Consider the following 21,202-nt stretch of genomic DNA (forward strand, 5'->3'; position numbering starts at 1 on the left):
AATGTGCCGGGGCTTCAGTCTTTCTGGGCTGCGCGCCATGCGTCCCTCTCCTTTCTGAATTTCCGCATCGTGTGGTCGCGCAAGCAGTAAGCGGTTTTGAGCAGATAGAACAACGACCCATGCTCGGTTTGGCGCTTGGCCAGCACCACAGCAAAATCATGCTGCTCTGCCCAGAGCACGACATGTGTCTCCCGGCCGCGCTCGTTTTCCCACCATGAGAACCCCGACGCGCCTGCATCCGCATTCTGGATGCACCAAGCCACCCAGCGCACCCGTTCGCAACGGCGCAGGTCGGGAATCCGGTCGTCCTCGTTCCGGTTGCGCTGATCCGGCGCCTCGGAGATCAGATGCCAGAAACCATACCCCTTGCGCTTGGTTTCGGGGTTGAAGCGCACCTTGAGCGGACTTCCGCGAAACGTCAAACGCGCATGCGCCACGGTATCCAAATAGACGGCGTAGATCGCATCCTCATACGCCTCCCATCCGGAAAAGCCGTTCAAACCGATCAACTCGGGTGGCGCCGTCAAGGCTGCGCCCTCCAGACGAGCAGATTGAACTTCTCGGCGCGCCACAACGAGCTTTGCTCCAGCGTCAGCCCGCTACGCTGCCGAACATGCGCCACCAACGCCTGCTTGGCGGGACTGCCATGCAGATCGCGATGCACATACGACAGCGCACCGATCAACAAGTCAGCCACTTGCATCAGGAGCACATCGTGGGACTGCACCTGTTCGATGGATTCGATGATGCTGCGGTCGAAGTCGTAATTTGCATTGCACAAGACCTCGTGCAGCTTGGCCAGCTTGCGGCGCCCCTGCGTATCCTTGGTGTCCAGGAAGATGCGGTAGCGCTTTTCAGGATCAATCAACCGGTTGAGCAGGGTGTACCACTGCTTGTAATAGAAATCGTCATGACTCTGCGCAAAGCGCCCGTGATTGAGCAGTTGCTTGTCAGGAACCACCAGACCACGGAAATGCAGCAAGGGCTCAGCAAAGAACAAATCCAGCAGCGCCTGATAGAACGGCAGCTTGCCCGGCGAAACCTTGACCCACTTGATCTCGAATGTCGGGGGCAGTCCGTGCAGTGCCCTCAGCGCCTTGACCTTTCTCGACAGGAACTTCTGCCGCTCTGCCGGGCACCACAAAGCCCCCAGCACCATGGCCTTCATGCCGTCGTTTTCCAGATGGCAGGACTCGTCGCAGTAGATATGAATGGTCTGCGTCACAGTCCGCGCTCCGTGATAAACGTCTCGGCATCGGGGATGCGCAGGTCGCCGGAGATCAGCTTGGGTAGCAGGGCATCGCGCAGTTGGGCGAGGGACTTCGACCCGTGAATCTTTGCGCTGATTTCCTCGCTCGCTGCCTGGATGTGCTGATTGAATGCAGCGGCGACATCTTCATGCGGCAGAACAACTGCGTAGCGTGCCATTTCCGTCCAGCTTGTGCGCGGCATCTTCGTTCCAGTTGAACCAGCATTGGTGTATTCCACAAACGCATCACTTGAGGCGTGGGTAAGAACGAAACCGAACCATATGGGCAGCTTAGGGGCAATAACTACGATGTCGGTTGAACACACGCCATCGACCGGGGCAACGCCAACTTTATGAAAGTATGGGCGTAGCTTGCCAAACAGAATTTCTCCGTGCTTGAACACGTACTTATTACTTTCCAAGCCATTCGCTACGCCCCATTCCGCAAGCGCGATGCAGCGCTTGGGAATGTGTTCCAGTGCGATATACGGCGTTTCGTCTTTGATTTCATTAGGCTGCACGCTGCGGCGAGGATGCACGGCCACTTCTCCCAGTGAGCCCAAACGCCACCCCTCCGGAATCTCCCCCAACTCCGATTCGACGAGCCGGTCGGGAAAGAGGTCGTAGAGGTGTGCGGGCAGGCCGGGCAGCGATTGGCCGCGCTGCCAACGGCCTTCCAGCTTGGCGCGCACCGGCTCGAAGTTCACGAACCACGCCTTGAACAAGGCGCGGGCCATCGCCTCCAACGTTTGGTTCTGCTTGCGGATGAGTTCGATCTTGTCGTCCAGCGTGCCGAGGATGTGGGCGATGGCGCGTTGTTCTTCGATGGAGGGAATTCGCGTGACAAAACTTTCGATTCGCCCCGGTGAGGTGTGCTTTACCGTTGTGCCCGTAGCAGACCCGACAACCCATGAACGATATTCGTGCGTGCGCAGTAAATACTGAACAAATCGCGGCGACGTTGGTATGGTAGGTTTGAATTCGAGCAAACCAACGCGCTGATTGTGCAGCCAGGTAATTGAGTCACTCGGAACGCTCGCAGCGTACCCGAGCGTGTCAGACTCCTTGCTGAGGTCGGTCATCGTCACGACAACCTGCCCCGGATTCAGAACGTAATCATCTGGCACTGGGCCGTTGTAGTACTTACGCTTTCCGTCTTGAAAGCCTCCACCAATACCGAAATTGCCGGGTGTCACAAGAACGGTGTCCTGCGGCTCGTCGGTGAAATATTCGCCTTTGAAAGCGAAGCCGTGCTTTACCTTGAATATTTCGCCGAGCGAAACTGCACGCCAATCATTCGCCATACCCAAGCTCCCTCAGGTTGGCTTCAATCGCCGCATCCAGCTTGGCCGCTGCTGCCCGCTGTTCGCGCCACAGCGCCGAGAGCCGCAGCATCTTTTCCTCGAAGGGCTCGCCGTCGTCTTCCACATCCGCCGCCCCCACGTAGCGCCCCGGCGTCAGCACATGACCGTGCTTACGGATGTCCTCCATCGAAGCCGACTTGCAGAATCCCGCCACGTCGGCGTACTCGCCAGTACCTTCCTCACCACGCCAAGCGTGGTAGGTATCAGCGATCTTCTGGACTTCTTCATCGGTGAGTTCGCGCCGGGTGCGATCCACCAGCACGCCCAGCTTGCGGGCGTCGATGAACAGGACTTGCCCGCGCCGATCACGCAGACCCTTCCCGGGATTTTTGTTGCGGGTGAGGAACCACAGGCAGGCGGGGATCTGGGTGGAGTAGAACAGCTGCCCGGGCAGCGCCACCATGCAATCCACCGCGTCGGCTTCCAGCATGGCCTTGCGGATCTCGCCTTCGCCGGACTGGTTGGAGCTCATCGAGCCGTTGGCCAGCACCACGCCCGCGGTGCCGTTGGGTGCCAGGTGGTGATAAATGTGCTGGAGCCATGCGTAGTTGGCGTTGCCCACCGGCGGCACGCCGAACTGCCAGCGCACGTCGTCGCGCAGACGGTCGCCGCCCCAGTCGGAGATATTGAACGGGGGGTTGGCCAGGATGTAGTCGGCCTTGAGGTCGCGCAGTTCGTCCTTGTGGAAGCTGCCCTCGTTGTTCCAGCGGATGTCCGAATCAATGCCGCGCACTGCCAGGTTCATCTTGGCCAGCCGCCACGTGGTGTAGTTGCTCTCCTGCCCGTAGATGGCGATGTCGCCAATTCGGCCGCCGTGCTCCTGCACGAACTTTTCCGACTGCACGAACATGCCGCCCGAGCCGCAGCACGGGTCATAGACGCGGCCGGAATACGGCTCCAGTATTTCAACCAGAACGCGCACCACCGAGCGCGGGGTATAGAACTCGCCGCCGCGCTTGCCTTCGGCCCCGGCAAACTGGCCCAGGAAGTACTCGTACACGCGCCCGAGAATGTCGCGGGATTTGTCGCCCTGCTCGCCCAGCGCAATGCCGGAAATCAGGTCGATCAGCTCGCCCAGCATCACCTTGTTCAAGGCGGGACGGGCGTAGTCCTTGGGCAGCACCCCCTTGAGCGATTCGTTGTCTTTCTCGATGGCGCGCATGGCGTCGTCGATCAGCGTGCCGATGGTGGGCAGCTTGGCGTGGGCCTGCAGATGCGACCAGCGCGCCTCCTTGGGTACCCAGAACACGTTGTCGGCAAGGTACTCGTCCTTGTCCTCGGCGGCCTGGGCGTCCTCGGCCAGCAGCGCCTTGTGCCTGGCCTCGAACGCGTCGGAGATGTATTTCAGGAAGATCAGCCCAAGCGCGACGTGCTTGTAGTCGCTGGGCTCCATATTGCCGCGCAGTTTGTCGGCGGTCTTGAAAAGGTCAGCCTCGAAGCCAAGGTTGCCTCCGTTATTGTTTGGGGCGATGTTGATTTTCAAGTTCGGAGCCTTCTGAATTTCATTTATAACCGCCGGTCTTGCTTCGAGACCTTGGAAAATTGCTGCAGCTTTTGGTTCTTGACGTGGCCACTTGCATTGATCGAAGTTTTAGAGGTGATGCAGCGTCTGGCTAAGCGCGTTTTTGCAATCTCACTGGTTGCCGTCTCCGTCTCCGTCTCCGCCTCGCTTCGACCGGCTCTGGCGCGCAAGACCACGACTGATCTTTTCCGATAGCTCTTCTGGCGTGGGATGGTAGTACCGCATCAACATCCGCGGATCTTTGTGGCCAGTGATCTTTGCCAGATCCACGCCATCCACTAGGGTGGCGAACTGCGCTGTGGCCTCATGACGAGCGTCATGAAAGGTCAGATCGCGAAGGAAGCGGGCATCTGCCAAAACGCCACCAGCCTCGCACTCAGCTTCGTAGCTCGCTCTTGCCCGATCACGAGCTCGACCAAACGCCCTTGTAACCGCATCCGCGCGAATGGGGAAAACTCGCCCAGTCGGCGCGTCCCCTGTATCGCCGTTGGAACGTAATCTCTCAGTAACGGCCTCTCGCCAAGCGCAGATCGCATCCACCACCTGTGGAAGCAACGGCACATTCCGGGAGTCACCGTTTTTGGTCAACGGCAAGTGCAAATGAGGTGCATCGCCCTCCAAGTGCACATGCTCCCAGCGAAGAGCCACCAGCTCGCCTCGGCGCACCGCGCTCTGCACCGCGATCCGCAACATTGCCGGTAGGAACTGGGACTGTGTGGAAGCGATGATGGCTTCCAGCTCATCCAGGCTGACGCGGCGATCACGCTCGTTGGCTGGGGCAGGCTTGGTGATCACCTCCACGGGGTTGGCCAGACTCTCCATGCCCCATTCCTTGCGAGCCGTGTTGAACACATGGCTCAGGATCTGGAGCCGGCGCAGCACGGATGCTGGCGCAAGTTCCTTCAGCCACCTGTCACGCAGGGCGGCGACGTCGGAGCCGCGGATTCGGGAAACCATCCGGGACGCCAACTCGGTCTGCCGCCAAGTGTTGAGGAAGGACACTTCCCGCTCATAGCTGCGTTTGCGAGGCGAGACCTCCTTTTCGTAGCGGTCGAGGAGCTCACGCAGGGTTGTGTTCTCTGCTTCGCTGCGATCCAGCCAGACGCCTCGCGCCATCTCCGACTCGATCATCTGTGACCAAGCCTCTGCTTCGGCCTTGGTCTCGAACGTCTTGCTCTGAACCGGCCACCCCTTCCGGCGGATCTGGGCCTCCCACTGGCACGGCCCTCGCTTTCGCAGCGTTGCCATTGTCTTCGAGCATCCATCGGTGGCTGTGGCAAAATTGTGGCAGAAATAGCTTTTCATCTCAACCAGAATTCATTAAACCCTCTATACGTAAGGGTTTCAGCCAGAATCCAAAGGATCCGATTTTCTCATTCGCAATGACGAGGTCGGGAGTTCGATCCTCCCTGGCTCCACCAATATCCAAACGTCAACGCCTGCCATTTCGGCGGGCGTTTTCGTTTGCGGTGGCAGCACGCATTCGCCCATCCCGGCATCTCCGGCACCCTGCCCGGCATTCAAGGTTCCAGCGCACGTGGCGATATAGTTGGTGGAGGTCGTGCCGCGGGCGTCGGGCCGTGCCCCGTCCGCGCCGAACCACGAACCGGGGTACACGCATGCGCAATATCGGGGCAGGAATGACGTCGATCGTGGCGCGCACGGCGCTGGTGCTTGGCATCGTTGCCACGCTGTGCTTCGCCGGGGCCGCCTGGATGATCCAGAAGAAGGCGGCGCAGGTGCAGGAAGCCACCGCACTGGACGAACTGGAACAGCTGGCGCGGGCCGAAGCCGCCAAGGTGCGCGGCTCCACCACCGAGACCCTGTCGCGCGTGCGCGGCCTGGCCGACGCCACCCAGGCGATCATGGTCCGTGGCAACGGCGAGCGTGGCGAGGCCTCTGCGCTGGTGCGCCGTTTTGCCGAATCCGACCCGGCGGTGTTGGGCTACTGGCTGGAACTGGAGCCCAACGGGTTCGACGGACAGGATGCCAAATTCGCGCGCAGCTGGCCCAACGGCGAGCCCGACGCCGACGGACTGAAAGCCTTCGTCGCCACGCTGCAACCGGGGCAACAAGTCAGCACCGACGCCGGCCGGATGTCGGTGTACTGGACCCGTTCTGCTGCAGGCGAAGTCTCGCTGCAGGATGCGGTGGGCGGCGGAAACGATCTCAAGGTCGAAGGCCCGGACGCCGAAAAATATTACGCTGCGGTGCGTGAGCGCGGCGACGAGCTGATGTTCGAGCCCTATTCCGATGATGTTTCGGGCAAACAGGTGCTGATGACCAGCCTGATGGTGCCGCTCAAGCTGGACGGCCGTTTCCGCGGCGTGGCCGGCGCCGATATCAGCCTGGATGCGATCCAGGCCAGCCTGGCGAAAGTGCGCCCCTACCAGCGCGGCGTGGTGCGCCTGCTGTCGCCGAAGGGGCTGGTGCTGGCCGCGCCGGAAAAAGAATTGCTGGGCAAACCATGGAAGCAAAACCTGGACGCCGTGCTGGCGGCGGTGGCCGAAGGCAAGACCGTGCGCCAACGCGAGTTCGGCGCGGTGGTTGGCAGTGAGGTGTTCCGCGTCTATGTGCCGGTCACCGTGGGTCACGCGCCGGACGCCTTCGTGCTGATGGTATCGGCCCCGGTCGATACGGTGATGGCGGGCGTGGCGCAGGTACGCAACCGGGCGCTGCTGGTTGGCGCGCTCAGCGTGCTGGTGCTGGTGCTGGTGGTCGCGGTGCTGCTGCGCACACTGGTTGGCGCCCCCCTGCGCGGCATCGTGCAGGGCGTGAACGCGGTGGCCGGCGGGCAGCTGGATTACCCCATCGCCGCCGGTGGCGACGACGAAGTCGGCCAGGTGTCGCGCGCGCTGCGAAAGATGCAGACCGATCTGAAAGCGCGCCTGGACACCGAACGCAAGATTGCCGCCGAGAACCTGCGCGTGCGCATCGCCCTGGACAATGCCGGCACCGCGATGCTGATCGCGGACGCCGACGGTCACGTGGCTTACGCCAACCCGGCCATGCGCAACCTGCTCGGGCTGCACCGCCAAATCCTTGCGCGCCACCTGCCACGGGCCAACCTCAAGCAGCTGGAAGGCCAGCCGCTGGCACTGCTGCAGCCGTCCAGCAGCACGGATCTGGGCCGCATCGAGGCGATCGAACAGCGCGAGCTGGTGTTCGGCAATGCCGTCTTTGTGCAGACCGCCGCGCCCGTCATCTCCCCGGCCGGCGAACGCCTGGGCGTGGTGGTGGAGTGGCGCGATCGCAGCCAGGAAGTCGCGGTGGAATCGGAAGTCGGTGCGGTCATCGAGGCCGCCGCCGCCGGCGATTTGTCCAGACGCATCGATCTTGCCGGCAAGAACGGCTTCTTCCTCCACCTCGCCGAGGGCGTGGACAGCATGCTGGACACCAACGCCGCGACCATTGCCGACGTGCAGCGCGTGCTTGGTGCGCTGGCCGAAGGCGATCTCACCCAGCGCATCACCGCCGACTACCACGGCGTGTTCGGGCGCATGCGCGACGACACCAATGCGACCGTCGAGCACCTGACCGAAACCATGCAGCGCGTGCGCCGCGCGGTCGATTCCATCCACAGCGCAGCCCGCGAAATCGCTGCCGGCAACAGCGACCTGTCGACCCGCTCCGAACAGCAGGCTGCCAGCCTGGAGGAGACCGCTGCGTCGATGGAAGAATTGACCTCGACGGTCAAGAACAACGCCGAGTCCTCCAACCAGGCGCGCCAGCTCGCCACCGGCGCCGCCGACATCGCCTCACGCGGCGGCAAGGCGGTGGACCAGGTGATCGAGCAGATGACCGGCATCACTGCTGCATCTCGGCAGATTGAAAACATCATCGGGGTGATCGATGGCATCGCCTTCCAGACCAACATCCTGGCCCTGAACGCCGCGGTGGAAGCCGCGCGTGCAGGCGAACAGGGCCGCGGCTTCGCGGTGGTGGCCAGCGAGGTGCGCTCGCTGGCGCAACGCTCCGCCGAGGCGGCGAAGGAGATCAAGGGCCTGATCGGCAGCTCGGCGCAACGGGTGGACCAAGGCGCGGCAATGGTTGCGGTGGCCGGCAACACCATGCGCGAAATCGTGGAGTCGGTACGCCGGGTCAGCGACCTGATGGCGGAAATCTCGGCCGCCTCGCAGGAGCAGAGCAGCGGCATCGAGCAGGTCAACCAGACCATCACCCACATGGACGGCGTCACCCAGCAAAACGCGGCGATGGTGGAACAGGCCACGGCGGCCGCGCACTCGCTGCAGGAACAGGCCGACGACCTCGCCGCAGCGGTAGCCGTGTTCCGCATGCAATGACCCGTTCAAGGCCCGAACGAGCGCGCCACGCCGCAGCTGTCATGGGGCGCCCCTGGACGCCAGGCAACAAAAACCCGCCTGGATGGCGGGTTTCATGAACGTCAGGCGTCCGTGCGGACTGCCTGGCACCGGTACATGGTGCCGGAAATAGGAATCGAACCTACGACCTACGCATTACGAATGCGCCGCTCTACCAACTGAGCTATTCCGGCAAGGTCGGCGATTGTATCGCCCGCCGGCTCAGTCCGCCAGCGGGCGAAGCTCTTTTGGCAGGGCAAAGATCATGTTTTCCGGATCGCCGTGCAGTTCGCGCACATTGGCGGCGCCGAGTTCCTGCAACCGGGCCAGCACGCCCTGGACCAGCACTTCGGGGGCGGAAGCCCCGGCCGTGACGCCCACCCGAACGCCACCCGCCACCCAGGCCGGGTCGATTTCATCGGCACCGTCGATCAGCCAGGCGCGCGCCCCTTCGCGCTGTGCCAATTCGCGCAGGCGGTTGGAATTGGACGAGTTCGGCGAACCGACCACCAGCACCACTTCGCAGCCGCTGCGCACCAGCTCGCGCACGGCGTCCTGGCGATTCTGGGTGGCATAGCAGATATCGTCGTGCTTGGGCCCCTGGATGGCCGGGAACTTCAGCTTGAGCGCGGCGATGATCTCGCGCGTGTCATCCACGCTGAGCGTGGTCTGCGTGGTGTAGGCGCAGTTGCCGGGCTGCTTGAGCTGCAGCGCGGCGACATCCTCGATGTCCTCGACCAGATGGATCTCGCCATCATTGCCACGCTGGCCCCACTGCCCCATGGTGCCTTCCACCTCGGGATGCCCGGCATGGCCGATCAGCACCATGTCGCGGCCGCTCCGGCTCTGCCGGCTGACCTCCAGGTGCACCTTGGTGACCAGCGGGCAAGTGGCATCGAACACCTTCAAGCCGCGGCGCTTGGCTTCGGCGCGGACCGCCTGCGACACGCCGTGGGCGCTGAAAATCACGGTGGCGCCGTCCGGCACTTCGTCGAGTTCCTCGACGAACACCGCGCCGCGCGCCTTCAGGTCATCGACCACGAATTTGTTGTGCACCACTTCATGGCGCACGTAGATCGGCGCACCGAAAATCTCCAGGGTCCGCTTGACGATTTCGATGGCGCGATCGACGCCGGCGCAGAAGCCGCGGGGGTTGGCAAGCAGCACGCTCATGGGTGGGTCATCCTTCCTTCCGCGCCGGCTTGCCGGCCAGCAGGCCGAACAGGCCGATGCCGATCGCCCCGCCCAGCACGGCGCTGTCGGCGATGTTGAACGCTGGCCAGTAGTGCTCGCCCACATGCCACTGGATGAAATCCACCACGTGGCCATGCAGGAACCGGTCCACCACGTTGCCCAGCGCGCCGCCGATCACCAGCGACAACGGCAGCGCCTGCCTCCAGTCGCCGCGCGGCGTGCGCGCCAGCATCCATGCCATCAATCCGCTGATGGCGAACGCAAGCACCACGAAAAACCATTTCTGCCAGCCACCGGCATCGGCCAGGAAGCTGAACGCCGCGCCGGTGTTGTAGGTGCGATACCAGTTCCAGAATCCGTCGATCACCGGGACGGCGGCGTACTCGGGCAGTGACTTGAGCACCCAGGCTTTCGACCATTGGTCCAGCGCGAGCACCAGCGCCGAGGCGCCCAACCACGGCAGTGCATTCGGCTTCGCGGACGCCATCAGAACCATGCCCGCGCTTCTCCGTCGCCGTCGATATTGCCCACGCAGCGCAGGCACAGCAGCGGGTGCGATGCGTCCGCGCCCACGTCTTCGCGATGGTGCCAGCAGCGCACGCACTTCGGCTTGGTGGTGGCCTGCGCCAGCACCTCGATGCCCTTGGCATTGGCATCCGGCACCACCCGCACGTCGCCGCTGATCAGCAGGAAGCGCAGCTCATCCGCCATCGGGGAAAGCCAGTTCTGGTCAGCCACGCCGCAACGCAGCTCGATCTCGGCTTCGAGCGAGGCACCGATCTGCCCGGCCGCGCGAATCGGTTCCAACACGCGGGTCACCTGCTCGCGCAGCTCCAGCAGCCCGTCGAAATCCGTGGCCGACAGCGGCGCATCCTCCGGCAATGGCGCCAGCCCTGCATACCATGTCGCCAGCAGCACGTTGCGTGCATGCTCGCCCGGCAGATGACCCCACATTTCATCGGCGGTGAAACTGAGGATCGGCGCGATCCAGCGCACGAAGCCTTCGGCGATGCGGAACATCGCGCTCTGCGCGCTGCGCCGCCCGCGCGAATCCTCGCGCATCGTGTACAGCCGATCCTTGGTCACGTCCAGGTACAGCGAACCCAGGTCCACGCTGCAGAAGTTCATCAGCGCCTGCACTACTGCGGCGAAGTCGTAGCGCGTGTAGGCCGCGGCGATCTCTTCCTGCACCTGCCAGGCGCGATGCACGATCCAGCGATCCAGCGCCACCATGTCGTCGAGCGCGCACAGGTCGCGCGCGGGGTCGAAGCCATGCAGGTTGCCGAGCAGGAAGCGCGCGGTGTTGCGGATGCGCCGATAGGCGTCGGCATTGCGCTTGAGGATTTCCTGCGACAGCGACATTTCGTTGCTGTAGTCGGTGGAGGCAATCCACAGGCGCAGGATGTCCGCGCCCAGCGTCTTCATGATGTCCTGCGGCTCGATGCCGTTGCCCAGCGACTTGGACATCTTGCGCCCGTGCGCATCGACGGTGAACCCGTGGGTCAGGCACTGCCGGTAGGGCGCCGCCCTGTCGATGGCCACGCCGGTCAACAGCGACGACTGGAACCAGCCGCGATGCTGGTCCGAGCCCTCCAGATACAGGTCGGCCGGCTTGCCCAGCCCGCGTTCCAAGAGCACGCATTCGTGGGTCACGCCGGAGTCGAACCAGACATCGAGGATGTCGGTGATCTTGTCGTAGTCCCTGGCTTCATCGCCCAGCAGCTCTGCGGCATCCAGCGCATACCAGTCGTCGATGCCGGCCCGCTCCACCCGGTCGGCCACCGCGCGCATCAATTCAACGCTGCGCGGATGCGCGTCACCGGTTTCGCGATGCACGAACAGGGCAATCGGAACGCCCCAGGTGCGCTGCCGGCTCACGCACCAATCCGGCCGACCTTCGATCATCCCGGCGATGCGCGCCTGGCCCCATTCGGGGTACCAGGTCACGGTATCGATGGCAGCCAGCGCGTCGCGGCGCAGGTGGGCCTGGTCCATCGAGATGAACCACTGCGGGGTGGCGCGGAACGCGATCGGCGTCTTGTGCCGCCAGCAGTGCGGATAACTGTGATTGAGCTTGCTGAAAGCCAGCAGCGCACCGTTGCCGCGCAGCACCTCGACCAACGCATCATTGGCCTTCCACACGTGCAGACTGGTCAAGTCCACATCACCGGCAGGAGGCGTGGATGGCAGGTACACGCCGCGCCCATCCACCGGGTTCAACTGCGCCGCCGTGTATTTGTCGACCAGCCCGTATTTCTGGCTGACCGCGAAGTCTTCCTGACCGTGGCCGGGCGCCGTATGCACGGCACCCGTGCCGTCTTCGGCGGACACGTGGTCGCCCAGCAGGATGGGAATATCGCGCTCGGCATAAAACGGGTGCGCGAACAGCATGCCTTCCAGCTTCTCGCCAACGGCACGACCATGGAGGACGACGCCCTCGACGCCATAGCGCGCGAGCGCTTTCTCCGCCAGATCGGCCGCAAGCACCAGCCAGCGACGGCTGCCGTCAGCCTTGGCCGGGCCTTCCACCAGCACATATTCCAGTGCCGCTCCCAGCGAAATCGCCAGCGACGCCGGCAGCGTCCACGGCGTGGTGGTCCAGATCGGCACCGCCACGTCAACGCCTTCCGGCAACTCGCTGCCGAATGCACGGCTGACCGCCTGCGAATTGCGCGCGACGTAGGCCACATCGACGGCGGGCGAGAGCTTGTCCTGGTATTCGATTTCGGCCTCGGCCAGCGCACTGCCGCAGTCGAAGCACCAATACACCGGCTTCACGCCGCGCAGCAGGTGGCCGTTTTCCACCACCTTGGCCAACGCGCGGATTTCGTTGGCTTCAAAACGGAAGTCCAGCGTCTTGTACGGATTTTCCCAGTCACCCAACACGCCAAGCCGTTTGAAATCGCGCCGCTGCACGTCGATCTGGGCATTGGCATAGTCCCGGCACTGCTGGCGGAACTCGGTCGCATCCAGCTTCACGCCGACCTTGCCGAATTTCTTCTCGATGGCGATTTCGATCGGCAACCCGTGGCAGTCCCAGCCCGGGATGTAGGGCGCATCGAAACCGGCCAGCGTCTTCGACTTGACGATGATGTCCTTGAGGATCTTGTTGACGGCATGCCCGAGGTGGATCGAGCCGTTGGCATACGGCGGACCGTCGTGCAGCACGAACTGCGGGCGGCCCTTCGCCGCATCGCGGATCTGCGCGTACAGGCCTTCGGCTTCCCAGCGCGCCAGTGTTTCCGGCTCGCGCTTGGGCAAGTCGCCGCGCATCGGAAACGCGGTTTCCGGCAACAGGATGGTGGCTTTGTAGGGGTTTTCGTTGTTGTCGCTCACGCCAGGGCTCGCTGTGGTTCGTGTTGATTGAGGAGTGCCCTGGCCCATGCGTCGTCGCGCTGCATTTGCGCGACCAGCGAAGGCAGGTCGGGGAATTTTTCTTCGTCGCGCAGCTTGGCGACGAACTCGACCTCGATCCGGCGCCCGTACAGGTCACCATCGAAATCGAACAGGTGCGCCTCCAGCAGCGGCTCCACGCCGTTCACCGTGGGCCGGGTTCCGAAGCTGGACACCGACGGCAATGGCGTCTCGGCGATGCCATGTACCCAGGTGGCATAGATGCCGCGCAGCGCGGGCGTCTTGCCGCGGTAGCGCAGGTTGGCGGTGGGGTAGCCCAGGCTGCGGCCCAGTTGCCGGCCGTGCACCACGTGCCCGCCAATCGCGTAGGGCCGACCCAGCAGCCTCGCTGCCTGCGCGAAATCACCGGCCACCAGCGCGGCACGGATGCGCGTGCTGGACACGCGCTCGCCGTCCAGCAACACCGGCTCGATGGACTGCGCGGAAAAGCCCAGCGCGGCGCCCGCTGTTTGCATCAGCGCAAGATCGCCGGCACGCGCATGCCCGAAGCGGAACTGCGGCCCCACCCAGACTTCTCGCGCGGACAGGCGCTGCACCAGCACCCGGCGCATGAACTCGGTGGCCTCCATCGCCGCGAATTTCGCGTCAAAGCGCAGCAACCCAACGCCATCGCATCCCAGCGCGCGCAGGCCTTCCACTTTCGCGCGCGGCAGCATCAATCTGGGCGGCTTGCCTTCACGGGCGAAGAACTCGCGCGGCAAGGGTTCGAAACTCACCGCGACCGCAGGCACGCCAAGGGCGCGCGCACGCGCGACAGCGCGGCCGACCAGCGCGCGATGACCCAGGTGCAGGCCATCGAAGGCACCGATGCAAACCACGCTGCCTTGCGGGCACAGTGCCTGCCCGGTGGCGTCGCGAAACAGGAGCTTCATGGTGAATCGCAAGTATAGCTGCGGTGCAGCATAAGGGCCGGTCAGTGCTCGCGGAAATCGCGTGGGCGGAAGCCCAGCACCAGCATCGCCAGCGCATAGCTCACTGCCCCGCCGCCCACCAGCGCGCCCAACCAACCCACCCGCTGCCATTTCCCGGCCACGGTGAAGTCGGGCGCCAGGTGCAGCCCCGCCAGCACCACCATCGCCATCGCCGCATTGGCCAGCAGCGCACGCAACAGGAAGCGCCTCCAGCCCGGCTGCAGGTCGAATACATCGGCCTTGCGCAGCCAGCGCCAGAGCAGGGCCAGGTTGAGATAGCTGGACAGTGCGGACGCCAGGCCCAGCGCGAAATGCAGGCCCGGCACCCGCGCCAGGGTCGCCAGTACTCCGCCATCCCGCGCCGCCTCCGGCACCCACAGCTGATACAGCAGGGCAAGGATGCCGACGTTGAACGCCATGTTGGCCACCATGGCCACCAGCCCGGCGCGCACCGGCGTGCGCGTGTCCTGCCGCGCATAAAACGCGGGCAACACGGTTTTCACCAGGGCAAAGGCGGGCAAGCCGAAACTCAGGCCAAACACCGACAGCGCGGTCATGCGCGCGGCTTCGGCGGTGAATTTGCCGTATTGGAAGATGGTCGCGACCAGCGGCAGCGACAGCAGCATCAGGCCCAGCATCGCCGGCAGGATGATGATCAGCGTGGTGCGCAGCCCCCAGTCCAGCGATTTCGAAAACCCGGCGCGATCGGTGTTGACGTGGTGGCGCGACAGGGTCGGCAGGATCACCGTTCCCAGCGCAATCCCGAACACGCCCAGCGGGAATTCCAGGAACCGATCGGCGGTGGACAACCAGCTTTGCGAGCCATGCACCAGCATCGCGGCGATGAAGGTGTCGAACAGCAGGTTGACTTGCGCCACCGACGACCCCAGCAGGGTGGGCACCATCAGCCGCATCACCCTGCGGATGTCCGGGTGCCGCCAACCCCAGCGCGGCAGCGCCAGCAGGTCAAGCTGGGCCAGCTGCGGCAGCTGGAACAAGAGCTGCAGGACACCCGCGGCCAGGATCGCCCAGCCCATGGCCATGATCGGCGGATCGGTGAATTTCGAGCCCCACAGCGCGCCGGCGATCATGCACAGGTTGAGGATGATCGGGGTGAACGCCGGCCAGCCGAACCGGTGATAACTGTTGAGCGCGCCGGCCGCCAGCGCGGTCAACGAGACGAACAGCAGGAACGGGAACGTCAACCGCAACAGATCGATGATCAGCTGGTTCTGCCCGGGCGCGGGGTCGGCCTGGGTAAACGCCGTGGCCAGCTGCGGCGCGAAGATCATGCCCAGCGCGGTGACCAGGAGCAGCACGCCGCCCAGGGTCCCGGCGGTACGCGCCATCAGCGCCTTCAACGCATCGTGGCTGCGGGTTTCCTTGATTTCGGTGAATACCGGCACGAAGGCGGTGGAAAACGAGCCTTCCGCAAACAGGCGACGCATGAAGTTCGGGATGCGGAACGCGACCCAGAACGCATCGGTCATCCAGTTGGTGCCGAAGGTGGTGTTGAACACCTGGTCGCGCACCAGCCCGAACACCCGGCTGATCATCGTCATGCCGCCGAACGACAGCACCCCGCGCACCATGCTGCGTGGCTTGCCGCCGTCCTGCGCTGCCCCTGGATTCATGCCTGCACCGCCGGCCCGGCCGGGGCAACGGGCGCTTTGTTGACCCAAGCCATTGAATCGTCCATAATTCTTGGTCTTCCAGATTCGTTCGTTCGTGGGCCATTGTGCCAGCGGGCGTTCCCCGTAGCCAAAACCCCAGACTCTCCAGGATTTCCGCCGTGGCCAATATCAAGTCCGCCAAGAAGCGCGCCAAGCAGACCGTCGTGCGCAACGAACGCAACGTCGCCCAGCGCTCGCAGCTGCGCACCGCCGTCAAGAAAGTGATCAAGGCGATCGACGCCAATGATTCCGCCGCTGCCCGCGACGCGTTCACCATCGCCCAGCCGCTGCTGGATCGTTTCGCTGCGCGCGGCCTGATCCACAAGAACAAGGCCGCCCGTCACAAGGCTCGCCTGACTGCGCGAATCAAGGCGCTGGCTGCCTGAGCCCAGGCGCCTCGCTGAATCGGAAAACCCGGCCTTGGCCGGGTTTTTTGTTGCCCGCAGCAGGCGCTCAGACATCTGCCTGCGCCTGCGCCTCCAGTGCCTCCTGCCGCAACTGGTCGAAGAACGCCTGCACTTCCAGCATGATCGGCCAAGTCCCTTCGCGACCGAGCGCGGAGACCAGGTACCACGGTTGCGTCCAGCCAAGCTCGGCCACGATGCCTGCAGCCGCCACGCGCGCTTCGTCCTCGAACATCAGGTCGGCCTTGTTCAGCACCAGCCAGCGTGGTTTCTCCAGCATCGCCGGGTCGTATTTGCGCAATTCGTGCTCGATCGCGCGAACCTGCTCGACCGGCGAAGGCGCCACCTGCCCTTCCAGTTCCATCGGCGCGATATCCACCAGATGCAACAGCAAGCGCGTGCGCTGCACGTGGCGCAGGAACAGGCTGCCCAAGCCGGCGCCATCGGCCGCGCCCTCGATCAAGCCGGGGATGTCGGCGATCACGAAACTGCGGCCCGGCTCCACGCTGACCACGCCAAGATTGGGATACAGGGTCGTGAACGGATAGTCGGCCACCTTCGGCGTTGCCGCCGACACCGCGCGGATGAAGGTGGATTTGCCGGCATTGGGAAACCCCAGCAGGCCGACGTCGGCCAACAGCTTGAGCTCCAATCGCAGCACCCGCTCCTCACCCTCGCTGCCCGGGGTGGCCTGGCGCGGGGTGCGGTTGATCGAGCTCTTGAAATGCATGTTGCCGAGCCCGCCCTTGCCACCCTTGGCCACCAGCAAGCGCTGCCCGTGCTCGGCCAGATCGCCGATGATCTCGTCGGTCTCGACGTTGTGGATCACGGTGCCCACCGGGACGGTAATCACCGTGTCAGCGCCCGCCTTCCCGTACATCTGCCGACCCATGCCGTTCTCGCCGCGCTGGGCCTTGAAGCGGGTCTGGTGGCGGAAATCCACCAGCGTGTTGAGGTTTTCGTCGGCCTGCAGCCAGACGTCGCCGCCATCGCCGCCGTCGCCACCGTCGGGCCCACCCAACGGGATGTACTTCTCGCGCCGGAAGCCAATGCATCCGTTGCCGCCATTGCCGGCAGTGACCGAGATTTCCGCTTCGTCAACGAGTTTCATGAGTGTGATTGTGCAGGGTTATGGAAAGCGGGTGGGGAGTCGGACCTGACGCAAACGAAAAACCCCGCCGAAGCGGGGCTGTTCGCGAACCATCGCCCTGGCTTACTGCGCAGTGACGATGTTGACGGTGCGGCGCTTGTTCGGACCCTTGGTGGTGAATTCCACCTTGCCATCGATCAGCGCGAACAGGGTATGGTCGCGGCCGAGGCCGACGCCGGTGCCCGGATGGAACTGGGTACCGCGCTGGCGAACGATGATGTTGCCGGCTTCGATGGCCTGCCCACCGTAGATCTTCACGCCGAGGTACTTCGGATTCGAGTCGCGGCCGTTGCGGGTCGAACCACCAGCCTTTTTGTGTGCCATGACTGCGTCTCCTTACTTGCTGCCACCGGCAATGCCGGTGATCTGGATTTCGGTGTAGTGCTGCCGATGGCCCATCTGCTTGCGATGGTGCTTGCGGCGGCGGAACTTGACGATGCGCACCTTGTCGGCACGGCCGTGGCCGACAACCGTCGCGGTGACGGCAGCGCCCTTGAGCGCATCGCCCAGGGTGATGCCATCGGCATCGCCAAGCATCAGCACATTGTCAAACTTGATCTCGCTGCCGGCTTCGACTTCGAGCTTTTCGACGCGGAGCGTTTCGCCCTGCATCACGCGGTATTGCTTACCGCCGGTGACCAAAACTGCGTACATGATCGTGCTTCCTGTGACTCTGGTTTCTGTAGTTATTCTCGGAGCTGCCCGGGATCGAGCCAAGGCAGAAGCGGAATTGTAGGGGATTCATGGGCTTAGGGTCAAATGCCTGCGCCGGGCGTGGCAATGCCCCGGCACGGGCCTACGCCCGGTGGTAAGGATGGTTGGCCAGCAGCGCAACGGCGCGATAGAGCTGCTCGGCCAGGATCAATCGCACCAGCATGTGCGGCAGGGTCAGCGGCCCCAGCGACCACTGCTCATCGGCGCGGGCGATGACGTCGGCCGCGTGGCCTTCCGGGCCGCCGATCAGAAAGGCCAGATCCCGGCCCTGCCCGCGCCAGTGCTCCAGCCGAACCGCCAGTTGCTCGGAGCTGTGCATCCTGCCACGCCCGTCCAGCGCCACCACGTGCGCGCCCTTCGGCAGCGCGGCCAGTACCCGTGCCCCCTCATCCGCCATCGCACGAGCGGTATCGCGCCCCTTGCCGCGCACGCCCGGCTCCACTTCCACCAGTTCCAGCGGAAGCCCGTGCGACAGGCGTTTCTGGTATTCGGCAAATCCCTGCGCCACCCAGCCAGGTGCGCGCTCCCCGACGGCAACCAGGCGCGCCTTCACCGGGAGCCGGGGTTACTGGTCCTGCTCTGGAGGCTGGTCACCCACCGACCACAACCGTTCCAGCGCGTAGTACTCACGCACTCGCGGCAGCATGACGTGGACGATCACGTCACCCAGGTCCACCAGCACCCATTCCGCTTCGCGCTCGCCTTCCACGCCCAGCGGCGCGACGCCCAGCTGCTTGGCAAAGCGCACCACTTCGTCGGCGATCGACTTCACGTGGCGGGTGGAGGTGCCGGACGCGACGACCATGAAATCGCAAACGCTGCTCTTGCCGCGCACGTCGATTTGCACGGCGTCCTTCGCCTTGAGCTCTTCCAGACCGGCATGGACGACCCCCAGCAAGGCCTCCACCGATGGCGGTGGCGTGGGCAGGCTGGTTTTGATGACGTGGGCGGCAGTAGTCAAGGGCAATCGCTCTGGTGTGATGTTCTCAGTATAACGGCCGCGCCGGCATAGAGATTGAGGCGGCCGATATAGGCCGCCACTTTGGGCGGAACCCACTCCTGCCACGGCTCCTTGTTCTGGATGCGCCAGCGCAGCTCCGTCGATGACTCCGGCTGCAGGTGCGCCAGCGGCAGCAACGCAAAGCCGCCAAGCGGGCTCTCCACCAACGCGCCGGGAGGCAACCAGCGGTCGTTGATTTCGGCCAGCACGGCGGGCGCGGCCTCGCGCAGGCGGACGACATCCACCTCGGCACCCGGTCGCTGCACGGCGACGAGGTGGCCCAATTCGAACAGCTCGCGCCAGCGATGCCATGTCGCCAGCTGCCGCAGCGAATCGCTGCCGATCAGCCAGGCAATCGGCGCATCCGCGCCAAGTTCGGCCCGCAGCTCGGCGAGGGTATCCACGGTATAGGACGGCCCGGAGCGGCCCAGCTCGCGCCGATCCACCCTCAGCCCCGTTTCGCCATCGATCGCCAACGCGAGCATCTGCGCGCGCTGTTCGGCGCTGGCAGCGGTCCCGGGCTTGTGCGGCGGATCACGTGCCGGCAGCAACGCCACGTCTGCGGCCAGCGCGTCGCGCGCGGCGCGGGCGATGGCCAGATGCCCGTTGTGCACGGGATCGAAACTGCCGCCGTAGAACACGCGCAGCCTCGGGTTCACGAAGCCAGCAGACACAGCGCGCCTTTGTCCGCCACTGCCAGCAACAGTCGCTCCAACTGTTGCCAGGCATCGGAAGATTCCTTGCCGGGCCGCACCCGCCCCTTGGAGACGCGATCCACCCCGCCAGCCTCGACCAACAGCCGCTGCCAGCGTTCGGGCGAATGCCGCGCCAGCGCACGCTTGTACACGGCCTGCTTGGAATCCCAGATCCGCAGCGCCTTGCATTCCGCTGCGAAATTGCGCGCTCGCGCCAGCGCGGCCACGGTATTCAATTCTTTCACCACCATCCCCATCAACGCCGGGATCGCCTCGCCTTCGGCCTTCAGCCCGGCCACGATGCGCGCCACCTGCGCCGCCTGTCCATTGAGGGCGGCATCCACCAGCCGGAACACGTCGTAACGCGCCGAATCTGCCACCAACGCGTCCATCCGCGCGGCATCCAGCACTTCACCCTGTCCCTGCAACAACAGGGCGAGCTTGTCGATTTCCTGCGCCGCCGCCAGCAGATTGCCCTCCACCCGCTGCGCCAACCGTGCCATTGCGTCGGGCGTGGCCTTCACGCCGCGACTGCGCAGGCGCTGCCCTATCCAGCCCGCCAGTTCATGCGGCTTGACTGGCCAGGCCACGGCCACATGGCCGGCACGGGCAATCGCCTCACTCCACTTCCCGGCATGCGCCTTCGACCATTCCCCCGCCACCACCAGCAACACCACATCCGCAGGCGGCGAGGCGCAAAAACCGGCAAGCAGCTTTGCGCCCTCGGCGCCGGGTCTTCCGGTCGGCAAGCGCACTTCAACCAAGCGCTGGCTGGCGAACAAACTGGGGGCGTGGATCGAAGCATCGAGGCCGCCCCAGTCGGCGTCGCGCCCTTCCATATCGTGGACTTCACGTTCGCCGATGCCCTGCGCGCGCGCGGCGGCGCGCACCGCGTCAGCCGCCTCCAGCACCAGCAAAGGCTCGCTGCCCGCCAACAGGTAAGCGGGGCGCAGTGGCTCTGCGGACAGGTGCTGCAGGAGCCGGTCGACGCCAAGTTCCATCGTGCTGATCGCTGCCCGCAGGCCTAGCGCACGCCGCCCTGGCGGGAGGAGGCATCCACCCGGCGCAGGATGGCCGCCGCCATGTCGCGCTGCAGCTCGCGCACCAGAAGCTCGCGTTCGCTGGTCTTGCCGATGGAATCCACCGCCGGCGCAAGATAATCGCGCGCCAGCTCCACTGCCTGTTGAGGCACCGCTGTACTGCCATCCGCGCGACGCAGGCTGAACACCACCGCGTAGCGCAGCGCGTATTCCTGCGCGCGACCGGACTGGTCATGGCTGATGGGGGTATCGGCCCACTGCTCGGACAGCACCTGCAGGGTAGCGACGCCTTCCGTTGCATCGACCGATGCCGGCTGCGCGCCCGCACGCTGCAAGCCCTCGGCCAGCAAATCGGCCAGCGGGCTGAAGGAGTCCACCCCCAGTACCCGCACCGGCCCCAGGTTGGACGGCAGGTTGAGTGCATTGCGCAGGTGGAAGCCGCAGCCAGACAGCAGCGCGGCGGACAGGGCGAGGATGGCGAGGCGGGATTTCATGTGGGGGAGTCTAGGCGAAAACGGCAAGGCATTTGCCCGTCATTCCCGCGAAAGCG

At 64.6% G+C, this 21,202-nt stretch carries 20 protein-coding genes and 1 tRNA gene; 2 read left to right on the forward strand and 19 right to left on the reverse strand.

The genetic code is table 11. From position 1 onward, the window contains the following. Nucleotides 1–14 precede the first annotated feature (14 nt). The 5 genes from LIW09_RS08960 to LIW09_RS08980 form a co-directional block, all read right to left on the reverse strand. Complete coding sequence (locus LIW09_RS08960) at nucleotides 15–527, reverse strand: hypothetical protein (protein ID WP_256645307.1); 513 nt, start codon at nucleotides 525–527, stop codon at nucleotides 15–17. Then, on the reverse strand, nucleotides 524–1,225 hold the full coding sequence (locus LIW09_RS08965; protein ID WP_256645308.1) for a DUF3800 domain-containing protein: 702 nt from the start codon (nucleotides 1,223–1,225) through the stop codon (nucleotides 524–526). The genes LIW09_RS08960 and LIW09_RS08965 overlap by 4 nt, the downstream gene beginning before the upstream one ends. Next, a complete protein-coding gene (locus LIW09_RS08970) occupies nucleotides 1,222–2,553 on the reverse strand; it encodes a restriction endonuclease subunit S (RefSeq protein WP_256645309.1) in 1,332 nt (443 codons plus the stop codon). The genes LIW09_RS08965 and LIW09_RS08970 overlap by 4 nt, the downstream gene beginning before the upstream one ends. Further along, nucleotides 2,543–4,006 carry a class I SAM-dependent DNA methyltransferase gene (locus LIW09_RS08975; protein WP_256647193.1) on the reverse strand — a complete coding sequence of 488 codons (1,464 nt, stop codon included), beginning with the start codon at nucleotides 4,004–4,006 and terminating at the stop codon, nucleotides 2,543–2,545. The genes LIW09_RS08970 and LIW09_RS08975 overlap by 11 nt, the downstream gene beginning before the upstream one ends. A gap of 240 nt (nucleotides 4,007–4,246) precedes the next feature. After that, nucleotides 4,247–5,440 carry a tyrosine-type recombinase/integrase gene (locus tag LIW09_RS08980; protein WP_256645310.1) on the reverse strand — a complete coding sequence of 398 codons (1,194 nt, stop codon included), beginning with the start codon at nucleotides 5,438–5,440 and terminating at the stop codon, nucleotides 4,247–4,249. Between the two features lie 314 nt (nucleotides 5,441–5,754). Here LIW09_RS08980 and LIW09_RS08985 point away from each other — a divergent pair, with 314 nt between their 5' ends. Then, complete coding sequence (locus tag LIW09_RS08985; protein ID WP_256645311.1) at nucleotides 5,755–8,439, forward strand: methyl-accepting chemotaxis protein; 2,685 nt, start codon at nucleotides 5,755–5,757, stop codon at nucleotides 8,437–8,439. 136 nt (nucleotides 8,440–8,575) lie between these two features. On the opposite strand, the gene LIW09_RS08990 is transcribed toward LIW09_RS08985, so the two are convergent. The 6 genes from LIW09_RS08990 to murJ all read right to left on the reverse strand — a co-directional run bounded on the left by LIW09_RS08990 (nucleotide 8,576) and on the right by murJ (nucleotide 15,568). Next, nucleotides 8,576–8,651, reverse strand: a tRNA-Thr gene (locus LIW09_RS08990). A 28-nt stretch (nucleotides 8,652–8,679) separates the two neighbouring features. Beyond that, the gene (gene ispH, locus LIW09_RS08995) at nucleotides 8,680–9,630 is read right to left on the reverse strand and encodes a 4-hydroxy-3-methylbut-2-enyl diphosphate reductase (RefSeq protein ID WP_256645312.1); all 951 of its coding nucleotides are present in this window, start codon (nucleotides 9,628–9,630) and stop codon (nucleotides 8,680–8,682) included. Between the two features lie 7 nt (nucleotides 9,631–9,637). After that, on the reverse strand, nucleotides 9,638–10,138 hold the full coding sequence (gene lspA, locus LIW09_RS09000; RefSeq protein ID WP_256647194.1) for a signal peptidase II: 501 nt from the start codon (nucleotides 10,136–10,138) through the stop codon (nucleotides 9,638–9,640). Continuing rightward, a complete protein-coding gene (gene ileS / locus LIW09_RS09005) occupies nucleotides 10,138–12,924 on the reverse strand; it encodes an isoleucine--tRNA ligase (RefSeq protein WP_256647195.1) in 2,787 nt (928 codons plus the stop codon). The genes lspA and ileS overlap by 1 nt, the downstream gene beginning before the upstream one ends. A 59-nt stretch (nucleotides 12,925–12,983) precedes the next feature. After that, nucleotides 12,984–13,937, reverse strand: coding sequence for a bifunctional riboflavin kinase/FAD synthetase (locus LIW09_RS09010; RefSeq protein WP_256645313.1), 954 nt, complete (start codon nucleotides 13,935–13,937; stop codon nucleotides 12,984–12,986). 41 nt (nucleotides 13,938–13,978) lie between these two features. Then, nucleotides 13,979–15,568 (reverse strand): murein biosynthesis integral membrane protein MurJ, encoded by a 1,590-nt coding sequence (gene murJ, locus LIW09_RS09015; RefSeq protein ID WP_256647196.1) that lies wholly within the window; start codon nucleotides 15,566–15,568, stop codon nucleotides 13,979–13,981. Nucleotides 15,569–15,768: 200 nt separating this feature from the next. Between murJ and rpsT the strand changes: the two genes are divergently transcribed. Then, nucleotides 15,769–16,035: a 30S ribosomal protein S20 gene (gene rpsT, locus LIW09_RS09020; protein ID WP_256645314.1), complete on the forward strand. Its 267-nt coding sequence runs from the start codon at nucleotides 15,769–15,771 to the stop codon at nucleotides 16,033–16,035. Between the two features lie 67 nt (nucleotides 16,036–16,102). Here the strand turns inward: rpsT and obgE are convergent, their stop codons facing one another. From obgE to LIW09_RS09060, 8 genes are all read right to left on the reverse strand, one after another. Then, a complete protein-coding gene (gene obgE, locus LIW09_RS09025; protein ID WP_256645315.1) occupies nucleotides 16,103–17,164 on the reverse strand; it encodes a GTPase ObgE in 1,062 nt (353 codons plus the stop codon). Nucleotides 17,165–17,266: 102 nt separating this feature from the next. Continuing rightward, nucleotides 17,267–17,527: a 50S ribosomal protein L27 gene (gene rpmA / locus LIW09_RS09030; RefSeq protein ID WP_256645316.1), complete on the reverse strand. Its 261-nt coding sequence runs from the start codon at nucleotides 17,525–17,527 to the stop codon at nucleotides 17,267–17,269. Nucleotides 17,528–17,539: 12 nt separating this feature from the next. After that, a complete protein-coding gene (gene rplU / locus LIW09_RS09035) occupies nucleotides 17,540–17,857 on the reverse strand; it encodes a 50S ribosomal protein L21 (RefSeq protein WP_256645317.1) in 318 nt (105 codons plus the stop codon). Between the two features lie 142 nt (nucleotides 17,858–17,999). Continuing rightward, on the reverse strand, nucleotides 18,000–18,470 hold the full coding sequence (gene rlmH / locus LIW09_RS09040) for a 23S rRNA (pseudouridine(1915)-N(3))-methyltransferase RlmH (protein ID WP_256645318.1): 471 nt from the start codon (nucleotides 18,468–18,470) through the stop codon (nucleotides 18,000–18,002). 12 nt (nucleotides 18,471–18,482) lie between these two features. Then, nucleotides 18,483–18,878 carry a ribosome silencing factor gene (gene rsfS / locus LIW09_RS09045; protein ID WP_256645319.1) on the reverse strand — a complete coding sequence of 132 codons (396 nt, stop codon included), beginning with the start codon at nucleotides 18,876–18,878 and terminating at the stop codon, nucleotides 18,483–18,485. After that, nucleotides 18,875–19,576 carry a nicotinate-nucleotide adenylyltransferase gene (gene nadD, locus LIW09_RS09050; RefSeq protein WP_256645320.1) on the reverse strand — a complete coding sequence of 234 codons (702 nt, stop codon included), beginning with the start codon at nucleotides 19,574–19,576 and terminating at the stop codon, nucleotides 18,875–18,877. The genes rsfS and nadD overlap by 4 nt, the downstream gene beginning before the upstream one ends. Continuing rightward, a complete protein-coding gene (holA, locus tag LIW09_RS09055) occupies nucleotides 19,573–20,613 on the reverse strand; it encodes a DNA polymerase III subunit delta (RefSeq protein ID WP_256645321.1) in 1,041 nt (346 codons plus the stop codon). The genes nadD and holA overlap by 4 nt, the downstream gene beginning before the upstream one ends. A gap of 23 nt (nucleotides 20,614–20,636) precedes the next feature. Further along, nucleotides 20,637–21,146 carry an LPS-assembly lipoprotein LptE gene (locus LIW09_RS09060; protein WP_256645322.1) on the reverse strand — a complete coding sequence of 170 codons (510 nt, stop codon included), beginning with the start codon at nucleotides 21,144–21,146 and terminating at the stop codon, nucleotides 20,637–20,639. Between the last annotated feature and the right edge of the window lie 56 nt (nucleotides 21,147–21,202).

The sequence above is a fragment of the Thermomonas paludicola genome (assembly GCF_024498955.1).
GTDB classification, from domain to species: Bacteria; Pseudomonadota; Gammaproteobacteria; order Xanthomonadales; family Xanthomonadaceae; genus Thermomonas; species Thermomonas paludicola.